This is a genomic window from Clostridium sp. LY3-2, from assembly GCF_024705715.1.
Taxonomy (GTDB): Bacteria; Bacillota; Clostridia; order Clostridiales; family Clostridiaceae; genus Clostridium.
The window spans coordinates 24,001-50,313 of sequence record NZ_JAMDLQ010000036.1 but is presented as its reverse complement, the minus strand read 5'-3'; the positions used below and the strand labels follow the sequence as shown (position 1 = coordinate 50,313).

Genomic DNA, 26,313 nt, shown 5'->3' with positions numbered 1-26,313 from the left:
AGGAATTAAAATGAATACACTTAAAAAGAGAAAGAAAAAAGGATTTACATTAATTGAACTTATCGCAGTAGTTGCAATACTTGCAATACTAGCAGCAGTTGCAGTTCCAAGAGTTATAGAATATGTAAATAAATCAAAAAGAGTAGCTGTTCAAACTACAGCTTCAACAATATATAACGCAGCAGAGGCAGCTTATAATGATGGAAATCTTTATGCTTTAGCTAGTGATACTACTGAGCCAACTACAAGTAATAAGGTATCAGAATTTGGAAATGCAAATGTTACTGAAGTAGTTAATGGTTTAAAAGCTAAAAATTTAATTGGAACAATAGATATGTCAAAATTAGGAACAAATCAAGTTACTACAATGAGCTCTTTAGAGAAATTAGTAAATGCAAATCAAGAAGATATTACAGTTGATGCTAGCGGAAATTATACTGGATTGAAGACTGATACAAAAACTAATACACCTGCAAAAGCTCAAGGAAAATAAAAGAAAATAAAATTAAATAGGGCTGTCTTTTTAGGCAGCCTTTTACATTTAGGAGGTACATATGAAAAAAAAGAAGGGCTTTACTCTTATAGAACTTATAGCGGTAGTTGCAATTCTAGCAGTTCTTGCAGCAGTTGCGGTTCCAAGGGTTATATCATATGTAGAGAGGTCAAAGGTTGTATCTTTAAAATCCTCTTGTAAAGTAATTTATAATGCTGCTGAAAATGCATATAATGATGGTTGTTTTGAAGAACTAATAAAAAAAGAAAAACCTTTAGTAGATAGAGACGGCAAAATGACAGAGCAACAAGTTTTAAATTATGTTAGTTTACCAGAAATTATGAATATTTTATATGAAAAACATTATTTAAAAGGTGATGAAGTAAATACAAGAAATGTAATAAAAAATTTAAGTGCTTTTGGATATGTTGATTTAATTATAAGGGCACCAGAAGATATGATAAAACTTAATTCAGAAGGTGGAATTACTGAAGAATCAGTAAATGAAATATATGCAAAATATTGGAGATAAAAGTTAGGAGAATTAGAAAATGATAATTATTATGGCTTTAATATTTATATTAGGAATAGTTTTTGGGAGTTTCTTTAATGTTTGTATTTATAGAATACCAAGAGAGGAAAGCATAGCTTATCCTGCATCACATTGCACAAACTGTGGCAGAGTATTAAAGCCATATGAATTAGTACCAGTTTTAAGTTATATTTTCCAAGGGGGGAAGTGTAGAGGGTGCAAGGAAAAGATAAGTCCTATCTATCCTTTTGTGGAACTTTTAACTGGAATAGTATATTTAATTATATTTTTAAGGTTTGGATTTTCTGTAGAGAGTTTAAAATATATTTTTCTTTGTTCTATATTAATTATTTCTTCGATGATTGATATAAACACTATGGAAGTATACTTTAAAGTCTCTATGGCAGGCTTTTTTGGAGGAATAATATTTATCATTTTAGATATTTTAAAGGGATCTGATTTAAAGGTTAAAGTTTTATCTATTTTAATACCTCTTTTGATTATGGGATTAGTTTATATAGTATCTAAAAAGTATGATGGGTTTGGACTTGGGGACTTAGAAGTTTATTTATTTTCTGCTCTTTATTTAAGTCCAAAACTTATATTACTTAGTATTTTTCTTTCAATAATATTTGGTGGGATTTTAGCAATTATTTTAATGATTTTAGGGAAGAGGAAAATGCATATTCCTTTCGTACCATTTATAGCCCTTGGGGTTTTTACTGCAATTATTTTTGGAAATCAAATTATACAACTTTACTTAAACTTAATACTATAGAGGAGGGGCAAAATGATTAAGCTAGGAAACGAATCGAGTATAGTTTTATGCTTGAAAGATGATTTTATAGATATAATAGTTGGAAATACTAGAAAAATTAAATTAAAAGACACTATACCTTTAGAAAAAGGCTTGTGTGAAGACGGAATCATATTAGATACTTTAAAAATTTCAGATATTTTACTTAAATATTTTGGAGAATACGATATAAAAGAAAAGGAGATTTCTTTTGTTGTTTTTGGAAGTGATGTTGTATCAAGATACTTAGAGATTCCAAAGATGAAAAATTTATCTCTTAGAAAAACTGTTGAATTTGAATTAAAGGAACTTCTTGTAAATGAAGAAGATTATTATATAGATTATGAAGTAATTAATGAAAAAAAGGTTGAAAAAACTAAGGTCTTAGATGTTTTAGTCGCAGCTTGTACTAAAACAAAGATAGATAAGATGATTGAGCTTTCTAATATGTTATCTAAAAAGGTAGCTGTTATTGATATATTAACAAATACGATAAATAAGGTTATACAAAAGAGCAACTTGAACTTAGAAGAAGAGACTATAGCTACATTTTACTTTGGATATACTTTTTGTAATGTATCTATAACAGATAAGGGAATCTTTAAATTAGATAGAAATATCCCTTATGGATTTAAAAACATAATTAAAGATATTCAAAAGTATAGAGAAGAGGCGGGTATTGATACTAAGAAGAGTTTAGAATTTTACAGTAGGGACTTAAGAATAGAAGGAAATAATGTAGATATACTTTTTAAAATGTATCCAAAGCTTGAAGAGACTTTTAATCAATTTCTATCTATAGTAAATAAAACTATAAAGTTTTATAGTTCTGGTAAGGGTGAGAAAGTAGTAAATAAAATGATTATTTTTTCAACTCTTGATTTAAGTGAATCAGAAATAAAATATATCAGCCGTTATTTTGATATAGAAACACTTTTAGTTAGAAATCCTAGTGATATAGGTATAAAGATAAAAAATTCTGATAATAAATATGGAAGGTTTATGCCTTTATATGGATTGTTTTTAAAAAGACATAAAAATAAAAAAAGATTAAACTTAAATCCAAAAGCTATTGAAGAAAGTTTAAAAGATAAAGAAAGTAGGAATCTTTTAGTTATATATATTGCAGTTATATTAGTTTTAATAATTAATGCAGGAACACTTTATTTTGATAATGTATCATTAAGAGATGAGAGCAGTAATTTAAAAGAACAAATTTCTAATTTAAAAGAGCAAAGTGAAGGTTTTACTGAAATAAAAGATCAGATAGAAAGTAAAAAGCAATTTATAGATAAAGTTTCAGCACTTGATAGTAAATTTGATTTTAAAGATTATATAGGTAATATTTCAAAATATGTTCCGCAAGGTATAAGCGTGCAATCAGCAACTTATAATAGAGCGCTAATCACTTTAAATGGATACGCTAAAACAAAAGAAGATGTAGCTGTATTTTTAGCAAATTTACAAATGAGTAAAGATTATAAAAATTCTGAGGTTTTATCTATAAATACTGTTGAAGAAACAGAAAATTCTGAAGTTAAAGCACCAGAAGATGTAGAAAAAATTATAGATAAAAAAGAAAGCAAGGATAAAGAAGAAAGTAAAGATAAAAAAGATGATACTACTAAAATAGAAGACATCAAAAAAGCTATAAAAGAAGCAAAAGCACCAAAGACTATAGAAAAAATAGAATTTATTATTAATATAAAGGAGTAGGACATGAAAAAAGAAGAAAAAATTAAAAAAGAAAATAAGTTTTTTAATTACTTGAAAAAGTTAAATAAAAGAGAAAAATACCTTCTTTTTATTAGTGTTTTAATCTTTACCTTTATAATTTTTGAAGAAGTTCTTATTATGCCTTTATCTAAAAAAAATGATGGTTATGTAAGTGAGGTTAAGAAATTAACATCTGAAAAAAGAAAAGTAAGTAATACTATTATAAATAAAGAAAACTTACAAAAGGAACTAAATAGAGTAAATATAGAATACAATAAAAAACTAGTAAGCTTTCCAAAAACTGAAAAACAAGCAGAAATAATAAAAGATTATATTGATTATTCAGATGCATCTGGAGTTACACTTACTACAGTTAACTTTAGTGATGGAAAGAGTTTAGAAAATAAAGAAAATACAGACGATGATTTACTTTTAGAAAATACGAAGGTGCAAAGTGAGCCTAAAAAAGAAAATTCAGAAGAAAAGATAGTTACAAATAGTGTGAATTTAACTCTTAATTGTAGCTATGAGAATTTATTAAAGTTTATTAATTATTTACAAGAAGATAAAAGAGTTATGAATATAATAAATGTTCAGATAAACAAAAACACAGAAGGAATGAAAAATGTTAATAGCATAAATGCAGTTATAAATTTAGAATATTATAATTTGAGTTATTTTAAAAATGAAAAATATGATTTTAATAAAGGCACATATGGTAAAAAAGATTATTTCAACTAAAAAGGGGTATTCTTTAGTAGAAGTTGTTGCATCACTTGCAATAATTTCTATATTACTTGTAGCTGTAACTCAAATTATAATAACATCTAAAAAAAGCGAAGATAACACTAATATGAAAATAACTAACGCAACTGTATTAAATGATGTTAATAATATTTTATTTAGTTTAGATAACAAAGGGATAGATATGTTTTTAAATAAAAACATAACATTAGAGTGTACTAGCAGTAACGATATTACTGAAATGATTTTAAATGGTTTAAAAGAACCCTATGCAATTTATACTTCAGGCAATAGATATTACACTAAAAATCAATCTGAAAAAAATAAAATTAAATATATCATTAATATAAAGATAAATAAAATGAAGCAAGACCCTAAAAATCCTAGTAATTGCTTATATAAAGCATTTGTTAAAGTAGTAGGTTTAAAGAAACCTTTAGAGTTCTACTATAATGGTGATACTAGTAGCAATATTGACTTATCAAACGATAAAGAAAAAATAATCGATGAAGATTATATAATCTTACGTCCTAATAGTTAGGAGGGGAGATATGAAAAAGAAAGGATTTACTTTAGTTGAATTAATAGCAGTACTTGCAATAACTTCTATGATTTTACTTATGATAGGAGGAATCTATGTAAGTGGAGTAAAGACTGCAAATCAAACTAAAGATAAAGCAGATATACAAAATGAGTATAGAAAAACTTTTGATGGGCTAAAAAGGTCTTTAAAAGACTCTGAAAAAGTTAAGATTTATAAAAAAGAGGTTAATATAGAAGATGAAGGCAATGTAAATTCTCTCCTTATATATAAAAATAATGATGGTAAATTTATTATTTATAAAGAAAAGTCAGGGGATACCTACAGCCTAGTTAAGGCAAAAATAAATAGTATAACAAATGAAGAGCCTTTGAAATTAGTTATAAGTGAAAAAAATATAATATCTAAAGATATAGTAAACATAACTATTAAAAAGCTAAAAAAAGAAGTTAGTAGTAGTGAGTATTTAGCTTGCAATGTTTCATTTAAAAAAGGTAAAGAAGAGAAAAATTATGATTTTACAATAGATGTAAACAACAAAAGTGAGATAACTTTAAATGTAGATGGGGAAGAAGAGGATGAAGATAGTTGGAACAATCAAAATATAAAACTTAGTAACTTTAATGTTTTAAATAGCAGTGATATTAATTTTAGATCTTATGGAGATATTTTTGATTCTTCCTTTACAGTAAATAATTTAAGTGAAAGAGAGTTATATAGGAGAGTAGATATTCATTATCATAATAGTGAAGATTTAACTTTAAATAAAAGTGATTCATATAATCCTATTCCAAGCTTAGAAGTATCAAAAAATACTACACTTGATGCAAAAAGCCTAAACTATATTAGATACAGCCTTTCTAATACTGATATTTATATAGTAAATAAAAATGGAAATGGAGTATTTAGAGCTAGTTTAAGTGGTGTAGATAAGGATGATGTTGTTGGAATAGTTAGAAAGCTAAATTATAATAACATGATTGTTTTAGTTGGTGGTGATTTGAATTTAGTTTCATATGGAGAATACACAGGAGGCTTTTATGGAGTGGACGCAGAAAACACATTAAACCTTGAAAATTTAGTATTAGCTTGTGATGGAAGGATAGACTTTAACGAGTGTGCAATAAGGGCAACAAACGGAATATTCGAAGTTATAGCTAATAATGGAATAAGTATAAATAATTACTTAAGAGGAGTTTATATTTTAGGAAGTAACAATTATGATTTAGATTATTATATAAATAAGGATTTAACAAAAAAGGCTATAACTGATTTTGTTAAGTTTAAAGAGAATTAGAGGTGGTATCTTTGAAAAAAAAGAAAGGTTCTACTTTAGTTGTGGTACTTGGGATACTTTTTGCGTTATCAATTACAGGAATAGCTGTATTTACTTATGTTAAAGGCACGAGTAAAACTAATAATATCGCTATAAATAAAATTAAAACAGAGGCTTTAGCAAAATCAGCTATAAACGAGGCTGAATTTGAATATATAAAAGGAAACACAAAGGAAGAAGAGATATCAAAGACGGTTTTAAATTCATTAAATGATAAATTAGACGGCTTTTCTTTAGATATAAAGATAGGTAAAGAAACAGATACTAAATATAAAATTGAAGCGATATCTAAATTTAAAGAAACTGGTTATGAAGCAAAAGAAACTACATTTATAAATGTTAAGAAAAATGAGTCTAATAATGAAAATGATATAGATTTATTTATGAAAAGCGCAGCTGGTATTTCAATCCTTAATAGCGGAAAAGTTGAATTTAATTACAGAGCACCAGTTGCAATAACAGGAACAACTATAAATATAGCAAACTATTATGGGGATGCAGATTCTTATTTAAAGGGGAATGGAAATTTTACTTATAATAATAAAAATTTAAATAAAGAAGGTGAAGAGAGGTCTAAGGGATTAAACCTAAAATTAAAGAAGGGAGATATTAATATTTCAGGGAGTGATAGTGAATTTGAGGATAGCTATTTATATATAAGAAATTATAGAAAAGGCACAGTTGCACTATTAAATGGAGATGATGATCTGAATTTTAAAGATATAGGAGATATAACAAAAGAAGACTTAAAAGAAAATTGTGGCGCTATAGTAAAGCTTAGTGGAGATAGAAGACTTATACTCTCAAATGGTAATATAAATCTAAATAGAACAAAGCTATTTTCAGAATGCTTTATTTATGCAAAAAACAAATTTGTTATAAGTGATATTTCAAATGGAGAGTTTCATAAATCAAATGTTATAACAGATAATGGGATGATTATAAATGGAAATTTAAATTATAATACTTATTTCGATAACGCTTATTATGATGAAGTAAAAGAATACTTAAAAAAGTTTATTTAATTTGATTAAAATATATACAGTTAATTCACATTCAATATAAACAATATACATACATTTAACAATATGTTAAATTGTAAAAATATGTTGTTATATGAATAATTGTGTGATATAGTTTAATCACAGAAATGGAGGGGTTGGGTTTTGAAAAAAATTGCAATAATGACTGATAGTAGTTGTGATTTAGATTTAAAAACAATTAAAGAATATAATATAGAGATGTTACCACTTAGGATAGTATATAAGGATAAAGAATTTTTGGACAAGATTACATTATCTTCTTCTGAGATGTTTGAAAGTTTAAAAGTTGAAGTTCCTACAACTTCATTACCTGATTTACACAATACTGAAAAAGTAATAGAAAGATTAAAAAGTGAAGGATATACAGACGTAATAGTTGCGACAGTTTCAAGTAAGTTATCTGGAACATATAATAGTATAAGACTTGTTTGTGAGTCTCATCCAGAATTAGATTATCATTTCTTTGATACTAGAACATTAGGTTATCCTCAAGGGGTAATAGTTTTAGAGATAGCTAAGCTAATTAATTCAGGAAAAGATTTAGAATATATTTTAAATTCTATGGAAGATATAAGAAAAAGAACGCATGGATATATAACATTTGATACACTTGAGTTTTTAACAAAAGGCGGAAGAATAGGAAAGGTTGCTGGAACTATTGGTGAGATATTGCACCTTAAGCCTATAGTATCATCTGATGATGACGGAGAACTTTACAATTACAAAAAGGCTAGAGGAAGAAAGAAAGCTATATCTAAAATGAAAGATATTTTAACTTCGTATTTAGATAAAGGTAAGTGCAGAGTATGGGTTTTAGATGGACACTGTAGAAGTGAAGTAGAAAGCTTTTATGAAAGTGTAAAGGATTATAAGAATATAACTGAAATTTCAATTGAAAGTATAGGTCCGGCTATGGGTATTCACACAGGCCCAGGTGCTTTAGGATTATGTATATATGAAGAAAGCGAATAATTTTGCTTTCTTTTTTCGTGTATTAAATTAAGAAATTTAAAAATTAAATTTCTACAAAAATAGCATAATAAAAAACTTACAAAATAAAAAAGAATGCTTAAATATAAAATTTTTGAAAATTTTTTTAAAAGAGTGTATTATTAAGTTATAAAGATAAAGTATGGGGAGATAAAAATGCAAGAAATAATATTATATTTTACTATATACAGCATACTTGGGTGGATATGCGAATGTATTTATTGCGCTGCAATAGATAAAGTTTGGGTAAACAGAGGATTCTTAAATGGTCCTGTATGTCCTGTATATGGGTTTGGGTCTATGTTTGTAATACTTATTTTAGGGAATTTAAAGGGTCATTATATTGAACTATTTATTTTTTCTATAATATTAACTACAGCATTAGAATACTTAACAGCAGTTATTTTAGAAAAGGCTTTTAATTTGAAGTGGTGGGATTATTCAAATTACAAACTAAATTATAAAGGAAGAATATGTGTTTTAAACTCAGTTATATTTGGGTTTCTTTCATTATTTTTAATAGAGATATTAAATCCTTTTATTGTAGAAAAGGTTGATCTTTTAAGTGTACAGTTAAAAAGTGTATTTGCAGTAATAATAGTTATTATATTTATAATAGATTTAGTTTTAACTATTATATCTTTAATTGATATGAATGATATGCTAAGTAAGATTAACGGTATGTTTAAAGAATTTAAGAGATTTGGAATAAATCTTGAAAAACTTAATGACATTGAATTTAACAGAGCTTTTATTAAGGTATCTAACTTTAAAGATTTTAAAAATATAAAATCAATAATAGAAGATGGATATAACAATTTTAAAGATTTTAGATTAAAATCAAGTATTCAAAACAGAATAATTAAAGCTTTCCCAGATTTAAAATCAAAAGAGTATTCAGATCAATTTAAAAAGATGAAGGAAAGTATCCAAGATTATTGGAAAAACAAAAATTAACAGAAATCTAAAAAAAATGAAACCTCCTAAATAGTATAATTATAGTTGTACATTATTTTAGGAGGTGTTTTGTTGTTAGAAATTTATAATCATAACAATATTATTTTATATTTTACTATATATAGTTTTTTAGGGTGGCTAGCTGAAACTATATATTGTTTTATTATCGATAAGAAGTTTACATATAGAGGATTCTTATATGGGCCTGTTTGTCCTATATATGGAACAGGAGCTTTAATTGTAATTTTTTCACTTAGTTATTTTGAAAATAACATATTTTTAGTTTTCATAATGGGAATGCTTTTAACATCCATATTAGAATATATAACTTCTTTTGTTTTAGAAAAGGCATTTCATATGAAATGGTGGGATTATTCTACTTATAAATTTAATTTAAATGGTAGAATTTGCTTACTTAATTCAACTCTTTTTGGATTATTATCAGTTGTACTTTTAGAAGTAATAAATCCGAAAGTTATAGAACTTATAAATATTATTCCGTCATATTTACAATTAAAATTATCAAATGGAATTTTTATAATTTTTGTTATAGATGGTACTCTTACTATAATTCATCTTTTAAACTTAAAAGAAAAGTTAAAATCTTTAAAAGATGTAAGATTAGAACTAGAAAAGTTAGGTGTTTCAATTAAGAGTTATGCAAATGAAGAATTAGTTAAAATTCAAAATGAAGTTAAAAGTGCAGAAGCTAAAAAGAATATGCTAAAATTAAAGGATAATTTAAATGATAGTTATAAGTATAAAAGATTATTACAAACATTCTCTCATTCAAAACATAAATTTGATAATAAGGGATTACAAGATTTAAAAGAATCACTTAAAAAATAGCGAATTTAGTTGTTAAAAATAATCTTAATAGTTATAATAATATAGAATATTTAGAAAACGGAGTGAACTATATGAGAATGAGAAAAAAGCCATGGGCTAGACCAGAACTAGAGTCATGTGATTTTTTTGTTGCAAACACTAATGAGTATAAAGGTAAATGGAATGATAGTTTTAAAAGAAAAAATCCTATTTACTTAGAACTTGGTTGTGGTAAAGGGACATTTATGGCTGTGCATGCTTCAGAAAATAAAGATATAAACTATATGGCTATAGATATTAAAGACGAAGTATTAGTACTTGCAAAGAGAAATATTGAAGAAGGTTTCAAAGAAAGAAACAGAGAAGAAATAGATAATATTAAGCTTATGGCACAAGAAATTGCCCTTATTGAAAATATGTTAGGGGAAGAAGATGAGATAAGTAGAATTTATATAAACTTCTGTAATCCTTGGCCAAAAGATAGACATAAAAAAAGAAGATTAACTCATAATAGACAACTAAAAAACTATAAAAAGTTTTTAAAATCAGGTGGAGAGATATACTTTAAAACTGATGATGACGAATTATTCGAGGAATCTTTAGAGTACTTTAAAGAAGAAGGCTTTGAGTTAACTTATATTACATATGACCTTCATAATAGTGATTATGAAGGAAATGTAACTACAGAACACGAAGAAATGTTCACTAAAAAAGGTATAAAGACAAAGTTCTTAATAGCTAAAAATGTTTAAAAGGTGATTTATCACCTTTTTTTCTTTGAAAATAAGGTTTAGTTTAAATAATTTTAGTTTTAAGAATATGAAAGAATTTTAAAGAAAATAGGGCGTAAATCTATGAAAACATAAATTTTTATTATGAAAATGATATGATAGATATTCAGAAACCCTTTACATTAAATTTGAGAATATGTTATAATAAGGCATACCACAAAGGAGGAATTATATTATGAAAAATTTAACACCAACACCACATAACAACGCGAAGAAAGGTGACATTGCTGAAACAGTCTTATTACCAGGAGATCCACTAAGAGCTAAATTTATAGCTGAAACTTTCTTAGAAAATCCTGTTCAATATAACACTGTTAGAGGAATGCTTGGATATACAGGAACATATAAAGGAAAAAGAATCTCAGTTCAAGGAACAGGAATGGGAATTCCATCAATCGGAATTTATTCATACGAATTAATACATTTTTATGGAGTTAAAAATCTTATAAGAATAGGATCAGCTGGAGCTATAGACCCTACTTTAAAATTACACGATGTAGTAATTGGAATGGGATCTTGCACTGATTCAAACTTTGCAAGCCAATATAACTTACCAGGAACTTTTGCTCCTATAGCAAGCTACGATTTAGTAGAAAAAGCAGTTAACTCAGCTAGAGATTTAGGAGTAAACGTTAAAGTTGGTAATATCTTATCAAGTGACGTATTCTACGGAGAAAGCGGACTAGATGGATTAAAAGCATGGCAAAAGATGGGTGTACTAGCTGTTGAAATGGAGTCAGCAGGTCTTTACATGAATGCTGCAAGAGCAGGAGTTAATGCACTTTGCATACTTACAATTTCAGATTGTCCTTTCACTGGAGAATTAACAACTGCAGAAGAAAGACAATTAGCTTTCACAAACATGATGAAAGTTGCTTTAGAATTAGCATAGTATATAAAAATAAAAGGACTGATTTGAATCAGTTCTTTTTTTGTTTTAAGATAAAAGATCAGAAAAAGAATAGTAAGGGTGTTAAACATATAAATTATATTTTTTAAAAAAAACTACAACATTGTTACGAGATATTATTGGTTCAAGGGATTTTCACTATACTAGTGTAAATTTTTAATGTTTTGGACAAGTAAGAATTATTAAGACAAGCTATCTAAAAAGATACAAGTAGCCAAGTAAATTATGAAAGGACAAGCTATAAAAATATACCTTTGTTAGGCTTAGAATTTAAATTACCTTTACACAAAAAATAGAACTTATTAAATTAGATAAAATAGTATGTTTTTCAAAAGAACTTTCGTAAATATAAACAAACCAATTTAAATAAACTTGCAGATATTTTGTAGCAACGCTTCTAAATTTTCTAAGCCATCTTCTTAAATTTAAAATAAAATCAGAGCAGTGACTAAGTAAAATTTCACTTTCTTCTTTAGAAATTTCTAGTTCTTTCTTTTTATGAAGAACATAGTTTAATTTCTTTGATATAAGATAAGAAAATCTATCTTTTCCTGGCAGGAAATAAGTATTAAATACAGGATTAAATGAATTTAATAAACTCTCTATGGATTCTTTTGTAGGACTCATAGAGTCAAAAGATATCTTAGCTAGAGAGTAATTGTTTTTATTAATAGTTGTAGCTACAAAGATATTTTTTCTTCTAGAAATAGTGCAAACGGGGGGAGTCTTTTGACCCTTAAAGTTTTCTAAAAACTTAGTATGTCTCATAGCTGTAACTATGTGGGTTCTTCTAGATTCAGTATAAGTTCCAATATGCTTTAGTATCTTATGTCTCCATCTAAAAGATGTTTCTATGCAGATATTTAATATACCTGCACAATCTCTTATAGTAGACCCAGATAGCATAAGGCGAGTATATCTATCCCAAAGCTCAACACTCTTTCTAGTGTTATGCCAAACAAGTCCTGTTCCTTCATTAAAAGTTTTAAGACAATCTTTACATTGATACCTTTGAACGCATCTATATTTACCGTATTTAATAAAATGTTTTGAATCGCAATGGGGACGAGCCTGTGTATGTACCATAATCTCACCTCAAAAAAATTTAGATTTTTTAGTTATTTTGATTATGGACATAAAAAAGTGACTTTATTCAGGTGATTTTAGTAAAATACCAACAAAGAAGCAAAACAATGCTGTAGGAAAAGTAAGAATTATTATATATTAATATAAAGTTAGAGGAATATAAGAAAATATTATACTAAATCATAATAGAAAAAATAAATCTAGAGCTTATTTAAAGATATTTATTACAAAAATACACAAACTTTGTAAACAAATTTTAATAATAATAACAATAACGTAAGAATAGTAGAAAATATCATGCAAGATAACTATAATCTATATGTAGTAATTAAATTGGATAAATAAAGGCTAAAGAAGAAAAAAGTAGTAAAAATGATATAACATAAAAATTATTAAATAAATTCAAAATTCCTTAAAATATAAAATGAACAAATAGTAAATTATTCACGTTAAAAGTTACAAATAGGTATATCATTCTCAAGGTAAAAAGGCTCTTTTAGTGCCTATATAAACTAATTCTTAATAAAGTTTAGGTTTTTTTAAGGTGTTATTTACTTTTTGTTAAAAAATGCACAAAAATACTGATTGATTATAGGAAAGATTAGTAATATTATTTAAAGGGAATTTTAATAGGTTAAGACTCAGGGAGGAGGAAGGTATGAAAAAAATATTATGTTTTATAATACCGATAGTAATAGGGATTGCTTTTGCTTTTGGCTTAAATAAATTTTTAGATTATCAAAATAATAAAATGATGAATGATAAAAATTTAGTGCCACTTATGAGTGAGTATGCAACAGACATTAAAGGAAAAGGTGTTATTATAAATAATAAATTTTTATCAGAAGATTCAATAATGATGCTTGGAGCTTCAGACTTAAGAAAAGCAACAAAACAACATCCAACGCGTTATTTCAATACGAATAAAAATAAAAATAAAGTATTTACAATTGGTAGACCATTTACACAACAATTACAAGATGCAATAACATTAGGTAGTACAAATCCTGATATAAAAGGTAAGAAAGTTGTCCTTTTAGAATCATTACAATGGTTTGTTCACCCAGAAGGTGTTGCACCAAGAGACTTCCAAGGTAGATTTTCACCAATTCAATTTTATACTTTCTTAGATAATAAAGATATTTCAAAAGAGAGCAAAGAATTTTTATGTAAAAGAGTAAATACTCTTCTTGAAGGAAGTAGTGAGTTTAAAAGTGAAAAAATATATGCAGAACTTTATAATGATAATTCTGCAATAGCTAAAATTAAAAAGGTATTATTAAAACCTTATTTTTACTTAAGAGAAAAAGAAGTTTTACTTAAAGAAAAAGGGAGATTATATTTAAGACTTAAAAAGTTAAAAAATAAAACACCTAAAGATAGTGAACTTAAGAAACCATTTAACTGGAAGAAAGAACAAGAACAAGCTATTAAAGATGCAAAGAAAAGAGTTAAGGATGCACCTTTAAAATTAGATAAAGATTACTACAACAAAACTTTAAAACCAAACCTTAAAAAACTTAAAAACAAATACAAAGGAGTAAATTTATTAGAATCTAAAGAAATGGACGATTATAAATATTTCCTAGATATTTGTAAAGAGCAAGGTGCTGATTTAACAGTAGTATTAATGCCATGTTTCCCTTGGTATTACGATTATGCTGGAATTTCACAAAAACAAAGATTTGAATTCTACGACGTTATGGGTAAACTTGCAAAAGAAAAAGGATTTAAAGTAATGGATTTAAGAGATAAAGAAACTGAAGATTACTATTTAAGAGATGTTATGCATTTAGGTACGAGAGGATGGTTAGATGTCAGTGAAAAACTTTATAAGCAATATAATGAAGGACAAGTTTATAATAGGTAGTATAATTATGACAATTGCAATAATAACTGCAATTATAATAGTTACTTTTACACCATTTAAACAAATACCATTTATTTATAATGAGTTTTAATTTGGAGGGTATTAATTATGGAAATTATTAAGAGTATAAAAAAATATGCAAATACTGATAGAATAGCACTAAAATGTGATGGAGAAGATTTATCTTATAAAGAACTTGAAGATTTTTCAGAAGCTATCGCAGCTTACCTTTTAGAAATCAATAATGATAAAACACCAATAATTATTTACGGAAATAAAGATAATTTAATAGTTCCTTGTATGATAGGTGCATTAAAATCAGGAAGAGCTTATATTCCTTTAGATGTTACTTTCCCAGTAGAGAGAGTATTAACAGTTTCAGACGAGGTTCACCCTAAAGTAATAATAAATCTTTCAGATAAAGATAATGAAGAGTTTAATACAGATATAAAAGTAATCAATAAAGAAGATCTTAAAAAAATAATAAATGATTATAAAGGTATAGAAGTTACTTGTGATAAGTATGTAAAAGAAGATGAAAACGCATATATATTATTTACTTCTGGAAGTACAGGAAAACCAAAGGGAGTTCAAATAAGCAGCAATAACTTAGATAACTTTAATAAATGGATAATCGACTACTTAAAAATAGATGATAGCGGTATGACTGTAATGAATCAAGTTTCTTATTCATTTGATGTATCTGTTATAGCTTTATATGGTGGATTAATTAATGGTGCAACATTATTTTCACTATCAAAAGAAACTATGGGGAATTTCAAAGAGTTATTTGAGCAATTCAAAAACTCTAAGATTAACCTTTGGATATCAACTCCATCATTCGTAGGAATATGTTTAAATGAGGATAGCTTTAATGAAAATATGATGACAGAATTAAATTCTATGATCGTATTAGGAGAAGTTTTATCAAAGAATTTAACTAAAGAAGTTATGGGAAGATTCCCTAAAATGAGAATGATGAACGGGTACGGTCCTACTGAAGCTACAGTTGCTGTTACTGCAATTGATGTAGATGAAGAGATTTTAGAAGATGAAAAAAGTATTCCAATAGGATATGCTATGGACGGTATAGAAATCAAAATAGTTGATAAAGATGGAAACGAAGTTAAAGATGGAGAAAAAGGCGAAATCATAATGATTGGTAAGTCAGTTTCAAAAGGATATTTTAACAATCCAGAAAAAACAAACGAAGTATTCTATACAACAGAAGATAACGAAAGAGCTTATAGAGCTGGAGATATCGGTTATAGAATCGACGGAAAAATATACTATTGTGGTAGAAAAGATTTCCAAATAAAGCTAAATGGGTTTAGAATAGAAATAGAAGATATTGAAAACAACTTATGTAGAGTTCCAAATGTAAGAAATGCAGTTGTTCTTCCAGTATACAAAGACGAAAAGATTGCATACTTACAAGGTGTAGTAGAATTAAAAGAAAAGAATGATTTAAGCAATTTAAAAAATGGAATGCTAATTAAGAAAGAATTAGAAAAATTAATTCAATCTTACATGGTACCTAGAAGTATAAAGATTGTTGAAGATTTCCCTATTAACACTAATGGTAAAATTGATAGAAAGAAACTAATGGAGGAAATGTAATGACTTTTTCACAATATGGAGATTATCTGTATCTTTATATACTTTTATTAACTTCAATACCAGCAATAATTCTTGGTATTTGTGAGAAAAAGATTAAATATTACGGTATGATTGCTACACTTTTTATGATTTTAATCATAGTAGGAATCAATGTACAATTTAAATTCTTATGTATGTTTGTGATTTGGGAACTTATTATAGTTTACGGTTACTTATACGTTAGAAAGAAGACAGATAACATAATTATATATAGATTATTCCTATTTGGTTCAATGTTACCTGTAATTTTAAATAAGATATCACCATTTTTTAATTATATAATTCCAGAAACTAAATTAACAGTTATAGGTTTTATAGGGATATCTTACTTAAACTTTAGGGTTATACAAATAGTTATAGAAATATTTGATGGTGCAATAAAAGAAATAAAAATGAGCACATTTTTATACTTTGTATTATTCTTCCCAACTTTAAGTTCAGGTCCAATTGATAGATCTAGAAGATTTGAAAAGGACTTAGATACTGAAATTTCAAGAAGCGAATACATAAACGATTATTTAATGCCAGGTTTATTTAAAATATTCCAGGGTGTTTTATATAAATTTGTTATAGCACTATTAATAAATACTCTTTGGTACTCAAAGATACCAACTGACCATTTCACATTTATGAGAGCATACCAATATATGATTTCATACACGTTATACTTATTCTTTGATTTTGGAGGATATAGTTTATTTGCGATAGGTACAAGTTATATATTTGGTATAAAAGCACCAGATAACTTTGATAAACCATTTATAAGTAAAGATATGAAAGAATTCTGGACTAGATGGCACATATCACTTTCAAGATGGTTTGGTGATTATATATTCTCAAGATTTGTTATTAGTTCTATGAGAAAGAAAAGATTCAAAAAGAGAGCTACAGCAGCACACGTTGCCCAAATGATAACAATGATCACAATGGGATTTTGGCATGGAGTTACATGGTATTATATACTATACGGGGTATATGAAGGTTTAGTTTTGGTTTTAACAGATATATACCAAAAGAAATCTAAATTTTATAAATCACATAAAAAATCCCGTTGGTTTGGATATGTACAAATATTTATAACATGGCATATAGCAGGCTTTGGTATGCTTTTATTCTCAGGATATTTTGCACTACTAAAGTAATTTAATATAAAATAAAGGAGATTTTTAAAATGCAAGAAAAAGTAATAGAAATTTTTGAAGAAGTAACAGGATGCGACGAAATAAGAGATGATTTAGAATTAGATCTATTTGAAGCAGGTCTTTTAGATTCATTAGCAATAATCGAGGTATTATTACAAATAGAAGAGAAATTAGGAATTAAATTACAACCAACTGATCTTGAAAGAACAGATATGGCAACTGTAAACAATCTAGTTTCATTCTTAGAGAGCAGATAATTAAGAGAGAGGTTTTAAAGCCTCTCTTTTTTTTATGCCACTTTTTTATTTCTTGAAGGATAAAATAAAATGATTGTCGAATAATAATAATGACATAAAATTTGTGGAGGTAAACTTAAGTGGAAGAATTAAAGGGTTTAAGTTATGATGAGTATCTAAAGAAAGCTACAAAAGAGCATTTAGATATGATAAAAGAGCAAGAAGAGCTATCTGTTATTAGTGGTGAGGGGATTAGTGAGGCTAGAAGAGTTAGTGAGGATATAGTTTTAAGAGTATATTCAGAGACAAGGTGCAAGGATGCAGCAACAGCATTACCAATTCTACTTGAAATGAGTAAAATAAATCCTAAAATAAAATTAGAATTTTTTAGTTTAGAAGAAAATAAAGAAAAAATTACAAATTTGATAGGAAAGGCAAAGATTCCTACTATTCTTAGGGTTGATAAAAAAGGAAATGTTTTAGGAAATTACATAGAGTTCCCAGAGTCAGTTAATAAAAAGATAAATGATTCTAATAAAGAGAAATTAGTTAAAGAATTTAGAAGTGGAATTTACAGCAAAATAATAGAAAACGAATTTTTAGATTTAATTAAAAAAGAAGCTTATTAATTTAAGCTTCTTTTTAGTTTTATAGATTAAATCTAATTACTCTTATATTTAAGATAAATAGATTTAAAACCTATTTTATGCATTAGTTCTTTATTTAATAGTATAAAGGTGTTTAAGTTATCCATTTTGTATGAATTAGACCTTAGTTTAAGTTTTTCTAAGGAAAGCAAGTTATATAAAATATAGTTTCTAACTTTTGAAGAATCGACATCTGATTTAGATAGCTCATTTAAAATAGTTAAGTCGTAATTTAATATCTTAAAAGTTAAAGTTTTTATTCCTTTAAAAAGGGCGTAGGGGAATAAAAATTTATTACTAATATAAACAATTACTATTCCAAGGATAACAAAGGTAAGTCTATTAATAGTAATAAGTTTAAGGTTAGTATTTAAAGATGCAATTGATAAAGAAGCAATAGCTGTAAAGAATGATAGTTTGTTATATTCTTTAAATCCGTAAGACAAGAATAATGAAACTATAAGAATAACTATTGTAAAAATCTTATTTTGAAATAATGTTAAGAGAAGTAGGATAATTAGTATTCCAAAAATATTACTAAGAACACGTTCTTTACCTTTAACTATAGTATCTTCGTAATAAGGCTGCATAACTGACATTATCGTAATAGATGTCCATAAGAATTTGTAAAAAGAAACTATGTTAGATAAAAAAAGAGTAAGAGTTAAAGTTAAACTTATTCTTAGTGCAAAATTAAAACGTATATTGTGTAATTTAAGATTTTCTTTTGTATAATATTTTAAGGAAAATATATCTCCAGTTTTCCATTCTGAGTACTCTAGTTTTAATAAAGAGTAATCTAAATTTTGCAAAGTTAAAATATTTGATTTTATAATTATTAGAGCTTCTATTATATCTTTATAGTTATTACTTTCATATTTAGCTATAAATAATTCTAAGGATTTAATAATGGAATTTAAATCATTTTTGTTATTTAAAGCTCTTATTATTTCTATAAAAGTATTTTTAAGGTCATAAAGAAGTTCTGGTTTTGAAGAGCAAACTAAAAAATGATTATCTTTTAAAAACATATTTATCCTTTCAAGAGAAAGGGAAATTTCATACCGTATGTTTCCAAGTACAGTTACTGTGTGCTTTTTTGATTTAGTTTTGTAGACTTTATAAATATTTGAAGACGTAATATTTATGTGATTTTTATATAAAGAATCATCAAAAGCACTTATAAGTAAATAGTTTGTTTGAGATGATAATACCTTAAGAGAGCTAAGTAATACTTCTTTTAAAAAAGAAATTTTAGTTTTAGATTCAGATACTTTTAAATAGATAAAAATAAATGTTACACAAAATATAACAGAAAAATATCTGAATTTTAAATTGCTAAAATCCTTAGGGTAAAAGGAAGTAAAAACATAGAGCATTATAAAGGGTTTATAAATCTTAGGGTTAAATCTTGCTGTAAAAAAGTATGCAATTAAAAATATAGATATGAAGTTTATAATAACTCCTAAATAAATATTTAAAGAGGCTAAAAAGGATAGTGAAATAATTAAGATATCTAATAGTATTAAAGATAAGTACTTTTTTAAAGGCTTAACATTTAAATTTTCAAAAGAAAGCGCAATAGCTGTTAAAGTTATAGGGAAAGCAAGCATTGCGTTATTTCCCCCAAAAAGTAGCACTATAAAAAGCATAGATAAAGAAGCTATACTTCCGTATTTAATCATTGAATTTACGTTTAAATTAATTTTGTTTAAAAAGTCATTAACCATATTTATCACCAATATTAGTTTTAAAATACCGCCTAAAATTTATACATAAAATATAACTATAAAGATTTTTAAAAGAAATTATTTCATTATTATTAAATAAATAAAACAAAGTTGATATTTGTTACTGTTAGAATAAAATCTATGGTATAATTTCAGATGTACGTTATTTAAGATATGATAAGGGGGAATTTATGAAGATTGATTGGAATAAGAAATATAACACAATTTCAGTTTATACCTTTTTAGTGGTATCAGCTATAATCTTATTTTACAATTTTATTACAGGAATAGATTCAGTTAAAATTAAACTAAATGGATTCATATCTATAATGATGCCGTTTATAATAGGATTTACAATTGCATATTTGCTAGATTTTATTTTAAGATTTTATGAAATAAAAGTATTTTCTTATAAACCCTTTAAAAGCTTTTTAGAAAAGTTTAATTGTAAAAGGGGACTTGGCTTAGTTTTTACATATTTAACAGCTTTAGCTTGCGTCTTTTTATTTATTCAATTCGTATTACCACAACTTGTAGATAGTATTTTTGGATTAGTAAATGATGTTCCAGCTTATGTAGAGAGTGCTACGAAATTCATAAATGAAACTATAAATGGATTAAATTTAGATCCTTATTACATGACTATGATTTCAGAAAAGATAAATGATTTAGTTGAGTTTTTAATTAAAGCTTCAGCTAACCTTATTCCTATGATAGGAAACCTTATAACAGGACTTTTATCTAGTGTTTGGAACGTAGTTTTAGGTTTAATAGTTTCAATATATCTTCTTATAGAAAAAGAAAAGTTTTTTGCACTTGGTAAAAAGGTGACTTATGCTATTTTTAGCGAAAGTATAGCAAAAAGAATTCTTGAACTTACAGATAGAAGTAATAATACGTTTGGAAAGTTTTTAAGCGGTAAAATATTAGATTCATTTATTATTTGGGTAATTACATTTGTAATTTTAACAATTGTAAAAATGCCGTATGCAGTATTAATATCAGTTATTATCGGAATAACAAACATAATTCCGTTCTTTGGACCTTTTATAGGTGCTGTTCCTGCTGTTATTATTGTATTATTTGTTTCTCCTCAAAAAGCATTACTACTAGTTGTTATAATATTTATAATTCAACAATTAGATGGGAATATTATAGGTCCTAAAATACTTGGAGATTCAATAGGAATATCTGCTTTTTGGATATTATTTTCAATTTTAGTTACAGGAAAATTACTAGGATTAGTTGGAATGATTATCGGAGTTCCACTTTTTGCAGTTATTTATTCAGTAATTAAAGAAATAGTAGAAGAAAAACTGAAAAAAAAGGGATTAGATCCGGATACTAAAAGTTATTTGTAAAATACAGATATTTGCATTTAGAAATTATAAAAAGTATAATTATTAAAGCATATTGCTGTGTACTAATTGCACTTCTATGCATATATATAGAAGTGCGATGTTTTAGTTATTGATTTTAAATTGGGGGATTCGCAAATGGATGAAAAAAAGAAAAAAATATTAAAAATTGGAATCATATCTGTTAGTGTCATTTTGGGAATCTACTTAATCTTAAGCGTGTTCTTTATGAACAGATTTTACTTTGGAACAAAAGTAAATGGTATAAATATAGGTGGAAAAACTATACAAGCTGCTAAAGATAAAGTAAAAGAAGAAATAAATTCATACAATCTAGAAATAGAAGGTAGAGATGGATTTAAAGCCAACATATCTGGAAAAGATATAGACTTAAAATTCAATGATACAAATCAGATAGCAAATCTTAAAGAAAACCAAGAGGCTTTTAAGTGGCCTGGTGGTATTTTAAGTAAAAAAGAAACTAATCTAAATGACTATGTAACTTATGATAAGGAAAAGCTTACAAAGGTTATAAATAATTTAGATTGCTTCAAAAAGGACAAGATTACAAGTCCTAAAAATCCACAATTCGTCTATAAAGATGGAAAGTATGATGTGGAAAAAGAAGTTATGGGTAACAAGTTAAATAAAGAGGCTACAGTAAATGCTATAAAAGATGCTATAGCTAATGACAAGCCATCTTTAAATTTAGAAGAATCTAAAGCATATATAGATCCTAAATATACTACTGAGTCATCTAAAGTAAATAAAACAAAAGATACTTTAGATAAATATGTAAAAACAAAAGTAACTTATACTTTTGGAGATAACACTCAAGTGGTGGATGGTTCTGAAATAAACAAATGGCTTTATGTTGATGAAAACTTAAATCCTCAAATTGACTACAATAAGGTCAGTGCTTTTGTATCTGGACTTGGAAGAGCTCATAATACAATTGGACAAGGAATTATGTTTAAAGCAACTGATGGAAGAATGGTAACAGTACCAGGTGGTAACTTTGGTTGGCAAATAAGTAATTCAGGTGAAACAGAAAAGCTTATTTCTGATATTAAAGAAGGAAAAGAAGTAACTAGAGAACCTGTATATGCTTTTAAAGGAATAGTTCAAGGTTCAAATGAAATTGGAAATACTTATGTTGAGATTGATTTAGCAAAGCAACATCTTTGGTATTATAAAGATGGAGCATTAGTTGTAGAAAGTGATATAGTTACAGGTAATGAATCTAAGAAATTCTCAACGCCTCCTGGATTATTCAGACTTAATTACAGAGAAAGAAATGCTACTTTAAAAGGTGAAAATTATTCAACTCCAGTTAAGTTCTGGATGCCTTTTAATGGTGGAATAGGACTTCATGATGCAAATTGGAGAAACAAATTTGGTGGAGATATTTATAAAACTAGTGGATCACACGGTTGTGTAAACTTACCACCACCGGTAGCTGAAACAATATTTAATAATATTTCAGCTGGAACTCCTGTTGTATGTTATAATTAATTAAAACAAAACCATGTTAGAATTTTTTAACATGGTTTTTCTTTGCAAAATATTAAAGTATAGGTGATGAAGATGGAAGAATTAATAAAAGCTATAGACGAAATAACTTCTGATGAAGTATTCAAAATAGTATTAAGTAATAAATTAAATAAAGAAATAGAATATAAAAAAGTAGTGATTGAAAAAAAGGAAATAAATAAAAAGGAAGTTTATCAAATAGAAAGATTTACAGAAAAGCAAGTATTTCATGAAAATATTACTCTAGATAAGATAAGAGAGTCATTTTTAGAGGAAGTATCAGGGCATTATAAGCAAGCAACAGTAATTGCAAAAAATAATACATACGATTTAAAAATATCAAAAAAAGGAAAAGTATTTTTAGGTAAAAAACCAAATGGAAATATAGAGTTAAAGGCTAAAAGTCATAATAAAGAAAAAAATTATATTTTAAAAGAGGGGGAATTTATAAAGCCTCTTATAGATTTAGGTGTATTTACTAAAGAAGGTAAAGTTGTTAAATCTAAATATGATAAATATAAACAAATTAATAGATTTTTAGAAATAATAGATGATGAAGTTAAGAAGTCTGATTTTAAAGAATTAACTATATTAGATTTTGGTTGTGGTAAGTCTTACTTAACTTTTGTTTTATATCATTATTTTGTAAATATTAAAAAAATTAAAGTTAATATGATAGGTTTAGATCTAAAAAAAGATGTAATTGAAAAATGCAATAAAATTTCAAAAGAGTACGGTTATGAGAATTTAAAATTTGAATTAGGGGATATTAACGGGTATAAGTATACTGATAAAGTTGATATGGTTATAACTCTTCACGCTTGCGATACAGCTACAGATTATGCTCTTTATAACGCAATAAAATGGAACACTAAAATGATATTTTCAGTTCCTTGCTGTCAGCATGAATTCAATTCAAGGTTAAAGAGTGAAGATTTAAATATAATCGGAAGATATGGAATAATTAAAGAGAGAATGGCAGCACTTATGACAGACTCAGTAAGAGGAAATCTTTTAGAAGCTGTAGGGTATAAAACTCAAATCCTTGAGTTTATAGACATAGCACACTCTCCAAAGAATATTTTAATTAGAGCAACGAAAGGAAAGGTAAGCAAAGAAAAGAAAGAGAAACTAATAAAAGAAGTTGATAATTTAAGTAAAGAATTTAACTTAGAATCAACACTTTATAAATTATTAAAAGAAGATAAGTTTTTATAATATTAAATAATAAATATTATTAGTTGATAAAAGGTACAATATACTGTATAATTAAATTAATAAATTTGATTGTGGAGGAAACAAATGTTAAATATAGGATGTCACTTATCTACTTCTAAAGGATTTACTAATATGGGAAAAGAAGCACTTAGCATAGGTGCTAACACTTTTCAGTTTTTTACTAGGAATCCTAGAGGTGGTAAAGCTAAAGATATAGATGAAAAAGACGTAGAAGGGCTAATTAAAATAATGGAAGAAAATAATTTTTCTAAAATATTAGCACACGCACCATACACTTTAAATGCATGTTCAGCAAACGAAGATACTAGAAAATTTGCTATTGATATGATGAGAGATGACCTTTTAAGAATGGAATACCTTAAGGGAAATCTTTATAATTTCCACCCAGGAAGTCACGTTAAACAAGGGGTAGAAGTTGGAATAGACTTAATTGTAAAAATGTTAAATGAAGTTATGTTTGAAGAACAAACAACTACAGTTTTATTAGAAACTATGGCAGGTAAGGGTACTGAAGTTGGAAGAAACTTTGAAGAGATTGCAGAAATAATAAATAGAGTGGAACTTAAAGATAAAATGGGAGTTTGTTTAGATACTTGCCACGTATTTGATGCAGGATACGATTTAGCTAACGACTTAGATAAAGTATTAGAAGAGTTTGATAAAATAATAGGCTTAGATAGACTTAAAGCTATTCATTTAAACGATACTAAAAACCCATTTAAAAGCCACAAAGATAGACACGAGAAAATCGGAGAAGGATATTTAGGGTTAGATGCTATAACTAAAATTATAAATCACCCAAAACTTAAAGGAATACCATTTTTCCTTGAAACGCCAAACGAGTTAGATGGCTATAAAAAAGAAATTGAATTATTAAAAAGTGTATATAAAGATTAATATCATATTTGATATGAATAAAAAAAGATAGGATTAAATTCCTATCTTTTTTTATTCACACATTTTCTTTTTAAAACGTATAGAGTCATCAGAATTTTTATATCCCCAGTCACACATAGCTTCAAGAATGGGATATAAAGTTTTACCTTTTTCAGTTATTGAATATTCAACTTTAGGTGGAACGGTTGGATAGACAGTTCTATTTATTAAACCATCGGATTCTAATTCTCTAAGTTGATTTGTTAAAGTTTTTTGAGAAGTATGCATAATAAAAGATTTTATTTCACTAAACCTTTTAACTCCATCTTCAATTAATAAGTATAAAATTATCGGTTTCCATTTACCGCCTATAGCTTGTAAAGTTACTTCAATTTCACATGTTAAATCTTTCATAAAAAGCCTCCAAAGTAATTAGCGTTACCTTAAGGTTACTATGTAACAAAAAAGTGCGTACTTATAATTATAAAATAACTTGTGTATACTAATCAATAGATTGATAAACAAAAGGAGAGTTAGATATGAAAAAATTAGTTGTAATTACAGGTGCAAGTTCAGGGATTGGGAAAAGTATTGCAAAGAGCTTTTCTAAAAACGGATATCCTGTTTTATTATTAGCTAGAAGAGCTAATCTTATGGAAGATATGAATTTAGATAACTCATTATGTAAGTCAGTAGACGTTTCTGATTTAGAAGGGGTAAAAGAAGCTATAAAAGAAGGCGAAGAAAAGTTTGGTAAGGTTGACTTACTTATAAACTGTGCTGGAGTTATGCTTTTAGGAGATTCTAAAAATCAAGATTTCGCTGAATGGAACAACATGATAGATGTTAATATCAAAGGAATACTTACAGGAACTAACGTGGTTTTAAAGGATATGGTAGAGCGTAATGAAGGAACAATAATCAATATAAGTTCAATTGCAGGAAGAAAGACTTTTGATAATCATGCAGTTTATTGTGGAACAAAATACGCAGTTCACGCGATTACTGAGAGCATAAGAAAAGAAGTATCAAACAGTAGCGTTAGAATGATAACTATAGCACCAGGAGTAGTTGAAACACCTTTATTATCACACACTAGTGATGAAGGAATAAAGGGAGATTATAACACTTGGAAAGAAACTATTGAGGGTGGATTAGATACAAAAAGAATCGTAGAGTGTGTAGAATTTGCATACAATATGCCTCAAGACGTTTGCGTAAGAGAAATAGTTATTGCAAAAACAAAGCAAGAAGATTAAA

26 protein-coding genes are annotated in these 26,313 nt (G+C 26.6%); 23 read left to right on the top strand and 3 right to left on the bottom strand.

The genetic code is table 11. From position 1 onward, the window contains the following. The first annotated feature begins 10 nt into the window (after positions 1-10). The 13 genes from M4I33_RS16890 to deoD all read left to right on the top strand — a co-directional run bounded on the left by M4I33_RS16890 (position 11) and on the right by deoD (position 11,659). Positions 11-493 carry a prepilin-type N-terminal cleavage/methylation domain-containing protein gene (locus M4I33_RS16890; RefSeq protein WP_308367926.1) on the top strand — a complete coding sequence of 161 codons (483 nt, stop codon included), beginning with the start codon at positions 11-13 and terminating at the stop codon, positions 491-493. A 61-nt stretch (positions 494-554) separates the two neighbouring features. After that, complete coding sequence (locus tag M4I33_RS16885; protein WP_308367924.1) at positions 555-1,025, top strand: prepilin-type N-terminal cleavage/methylation domain-containing protein; 471 nt, start codon at positions 555-557, stop codon at positions 1,023-1,025. Positions 1,026-1,044: 19 nt separating this feature from the next. Next, the gene (locus tag M4I33_RS11975; RefSeq protein WP_257917009.1) at positions 1,045-1,803 is read left to right on the top strand and encodes an A24 family peptidase; all 759 of its coding nucleotides are present in this window, start codon (positions 1,045-1,047) and stop codon (positions 1,801-1,803) included. Between the two features lie 12 nt (positions 1,804-1,815). Next, positions 1,816-3,537: a pilus assembly protein PilM gene (gene pilM, locus M4I33_RS11970; RefSeq protein WP_257917008.1), complete on the top strand. Its 1,722-nt coding sequence runs from the start codon at positions 1,816-1,818 to the stop codon at positions 3,535-3,537. A gap of 3 nt (positions 3,538-3,540) precedes the next feature. Then, a complete protein-coding gene (locus M4I33_RS11965) occupies positions 3,541-4,278 on the top strand; it encodes a hypothetical protein (protein WP_257917007.1) in 738 nt (245 codons plus the stop codon). Then, positions 4,253-4,822, top strand: coding sequence for a type II secretion system protein (locus tag M4I33_RS11960; protein WP_257917006.1), 570 nt, complete (start codon positions 4,253-4,255; stop codon positions 4,820-4,822). Before M4I33_RS11965 ends, M4I33_RS11960 begins: the two co-directional genes overlap by 26 nt. A 10-nt stretch (positions 4,823-4,832) precedes the next feature. Continuing rightward, on the top strand, positions 4,833-6,119 hold the full coding sequence (locus M4I33_RS11955) for a PilW family protein (protein ID WP_257917005.1): 1,287 nt from the start codon (positions 4,833-4,835) through the stop codon (positions 6,117-6,119). 11 nt (positions 6,120-6,130) lie between these two features. Further along, positions 6,131-7,183 carry a hypothetical protein gene (locus tag M4I33_RS11950; protein ID WP_257917004.1) on the top strand — a complete coding sequence of 351 codons (1,053 nt, stop codon included), beginning with the start codon at positions 6,131-6,133 and terminating at the stop codon, positions 7,181-7,183. 141 nt (positions 7,184-7,324) lie between these two features. Then, positions 7,325-8,173 carry a DegV family protein gene (locus M4I33_RS11945; protein ID WP_257917003.1) on the top strand — a complete coding sequence of 283 codons (849 nt, stop codon included), beginning with the start codon at positions 7,325-7,327 and terminating at the stop codon, positions 8,171-8,173. A 174-nt stretch (positions 8,174-8,347) separates the two neighbouring features. Next, positions 8,348-9,148: a putative ABC transporter permease gene (locus tag M4I33_RS11940; RefSeq protein WP_257917002.1), complete on the top strand. Its 801-nt coding sequence runs from the start codon at positions 8,348-8,350 to the stop codon at positions 9,146-9,148. A 72-nt stretch (positions 9,149-9,220) separates the two neighbouring features. Further along, positions 9,221-9,997, top strand: a complete 777-nt coding sequence (locus tag M4I33_RS11935) for a putative ABC transporter permease (RefSeq protein ID WP_257917001.1) — start codon at positions 9,221-9,223, stop codon at positions 9,995-9,997. 71 nt (positions 9,998-10,068) lie between these two features. Continuing rightward, positions 10,069-10,728: a tRNA (guanosine(46)-N7)-methyltransferase TrmB gene (gene trmB / locus M4I33_RS11930; RefSeq protein ID WP_257917000.1), complete on the top strand. Its 660-nt coding sequence runs from the start codon at positions 10,069-10,071 to the stop codon at positions 10,726-10,728. A gap of 214 nt (positions 10,729-10,942) precedes the next feature. Next, positions 10,943-11,659 (top strand): purine-nucleoside phosphorylase, encoded by a 717-nt coding sequence (gene deoD / locus M4I33_RS11925; RefSeq protein WP_194190118.1) that lies wholly within the window; start codon positions 10,943-10,945, stop codon positions 11,657-11,659. 288 nt (positions 11,660-11,947) lie between these two features. Here deoD and M4I33_RS11920 read toward each other — a convergent pair whose 3' ends face one another. Continuing rightward, entirely contained in the window at positions 11,948-12,763 is an 816-nt protein-coding gene (locus M4I33_RS11920; RefSeq protein ID WP_257916999.1) for a hypothetical protein, read from the bottom strand. 658 nt (positions 12,764-13,421) lie between these two features. Between M4I33_RS11920 and dltD the strand changes: the two genes are divergently transcribed. The 5 genes from dltD (at position 13,422) to M4I33_RS11895 (ending at position 18,299) form a co-directional block, all read left to right on the top strand. Further along, complete coding sequence (gene dltD / locus M4I33_RS11915) at positions 13,422-14,633, top strand: D-alanyl-lipoteichoic acid biosynthesis protein DltD (protein WP_257916998.1); 1,212 nt, start codon at positions 13,422-13,424, stop codon at positions 14,631-14,633. Between the two features lie 108 nt (positions 14,634-14,741). Then, positions 14,742-16,253 carry a D-alanine--poly(phosphoribitol) ligase subunit DltA gene (dltA, locus tag M4I33_RS11910; RefSeq protein WP_257916997.1) on the top strand — a complete coding sequence of 504 codons (1,512 nt, stop codon included), beginning with the start codon at positions 14,742-14,744 and terminating at the stop codon, positions 16,251-16,253. After that, a complete protein-coding gene (dltB, locus tag M4I33_RS11905) occupies positions 16,253-17,434 on the top strand; it encodes a D-alanyl-lipoteichoic acid biosynthesis protein DltB (protein WP_257916996.1) in 1,182 nt (393 codons plus the stop codon). Before dltA ends, dltB begins: the two co-directional genes overlap by 1 nt. A 29-nt stretch (positions 17,435-17,463) precedes the next feature. After that, on the top strand, positions 17,464-17,691 hold the full coding sequence (gene dltC / locus M4I33_RS11900; protein WP_194190123.1) for a D-alanine--poly(phosphoribitol) ligase subunit DltC: 228 nt from the start codon (positions 17,464-17,466) through the stop codon (positions 17,689-17,691). A 119-nt stretch (positions 17,692-17,810) separates the two neighbouring features. Further along, positions 17,811-18,299: a thioredoxin family protein gene (locus M4I33_RS11895; protein ID WP_257916995.1), complete on the top strand. Its 489-nt coding sequence runs from the start codon at positions 17,811-17,813 to the stop codon at positions 18,297-18,299. 32 nt (positions 18,300-18,331) lie between these two features. Here M4I33_RS11895 and M4I33_RS11890 read toward each other — a convergent pair whose 3' ends face one another. Then, entirely contained in the window at positions 18,332-20,047 is a 1,716-nt protein-coding gene (locus M4I33_RS11890; RefSeq protein ID WP_257916994.1) for an FUSC family protein, read from the bottom strand. A 191-nt stretch (positions 20,048-20,238) separates the two neighbouring features. Here M4I33_RS11890 and M4I33_RS11885 point away from each other — a divergent pair, with 191 nt between their 5' ends. The 4 genes from M4I33_RS11885 (at position 20,239) to M4I33_RS11870 (ending at position 25,074) form a co-directional block, all read left to right on the top strand. Beyond that, on the top strand, positions 20,239-21,408 hold the full coding sequence (locus M4I33_RS11885; protein ID WP_257916993.1) for an AI-2E family transporter: 1,170 nt from the start codon (positions 20,239-20,241) through the stop codon (positions 21,406-21,408). A 135-nt stretch (positions 21,409-21,543) separates the two neighbouring features. Beyond that, the gene (locus M4I33_RS11880; protein ID WP_257916992.1) at positions 21,544-22,920 is read left to right on the top strand and encodes a L,D-transpeptidase family protein; all 1,377 of its coding nucleotides are present in this window, start codon (positions 21,544-21,546) and stop codon (positions 22,918-22,920) included. Between the two features lie 72 nt (positions 22,921-22,992). Then, positions 22,993-24,156: an SAM-dependent methyltransferase gene (locus tag M4I33_RS11875; protein ID WP_257916991.1), complete on the top strand. Its 1,164-nt coding sequence runs from the start codon at positions 22,993-22,995 to the stop codon at positions 24,154-24,156. Between the two features lie 84 nt (positions 24,157-24,240). After that, positions 24,241-25,074: a deoxyribonuclease IV gene (locus M4I33_RS11870; RefSeq protein WP_257916990.1), complete on the top strand. Its 834-nt coding sequence runs from the start codon at positions 24,241-24,243 to the stop codon at positions 25,072-25,074. Between the two features lie 51 nt (positions 25,075-25,125). On the opposite strand, the gene M4I33_RS11865 is transcribed toward M4I33_RS11870, so the two are convergent. Continuing rightward, positions 25,126-25,467, bottom strand: coding sequence for a helix-turn-helix domain-containing protein (locus M4I33_RS11865; protein ID WP_257916989.1), 342 nt, complete (start codon positions 25,465-25,467; stop codon positions 25,126-25,128). Between the two features lie 125 nt (positions 25,468-25,592). Here M4I33_RS11865 and M4I33_RS11860 point away from each other — a divergent pair, with 125 nt between their 5' ends. Next, the gene (locus M4I33_RS11860; protein ID WP_257916988.1) at positions 25,593-26,312 is read left to right on the top strand and encodes an SDR family oxidoreductase; all 720 of its coding nucleotides are present in this window, start codon (positions 25,593-25,595) and stop codon (positions 26,310-26,312) included. Position 26,313: the final 1 nt, after the last annotated feature.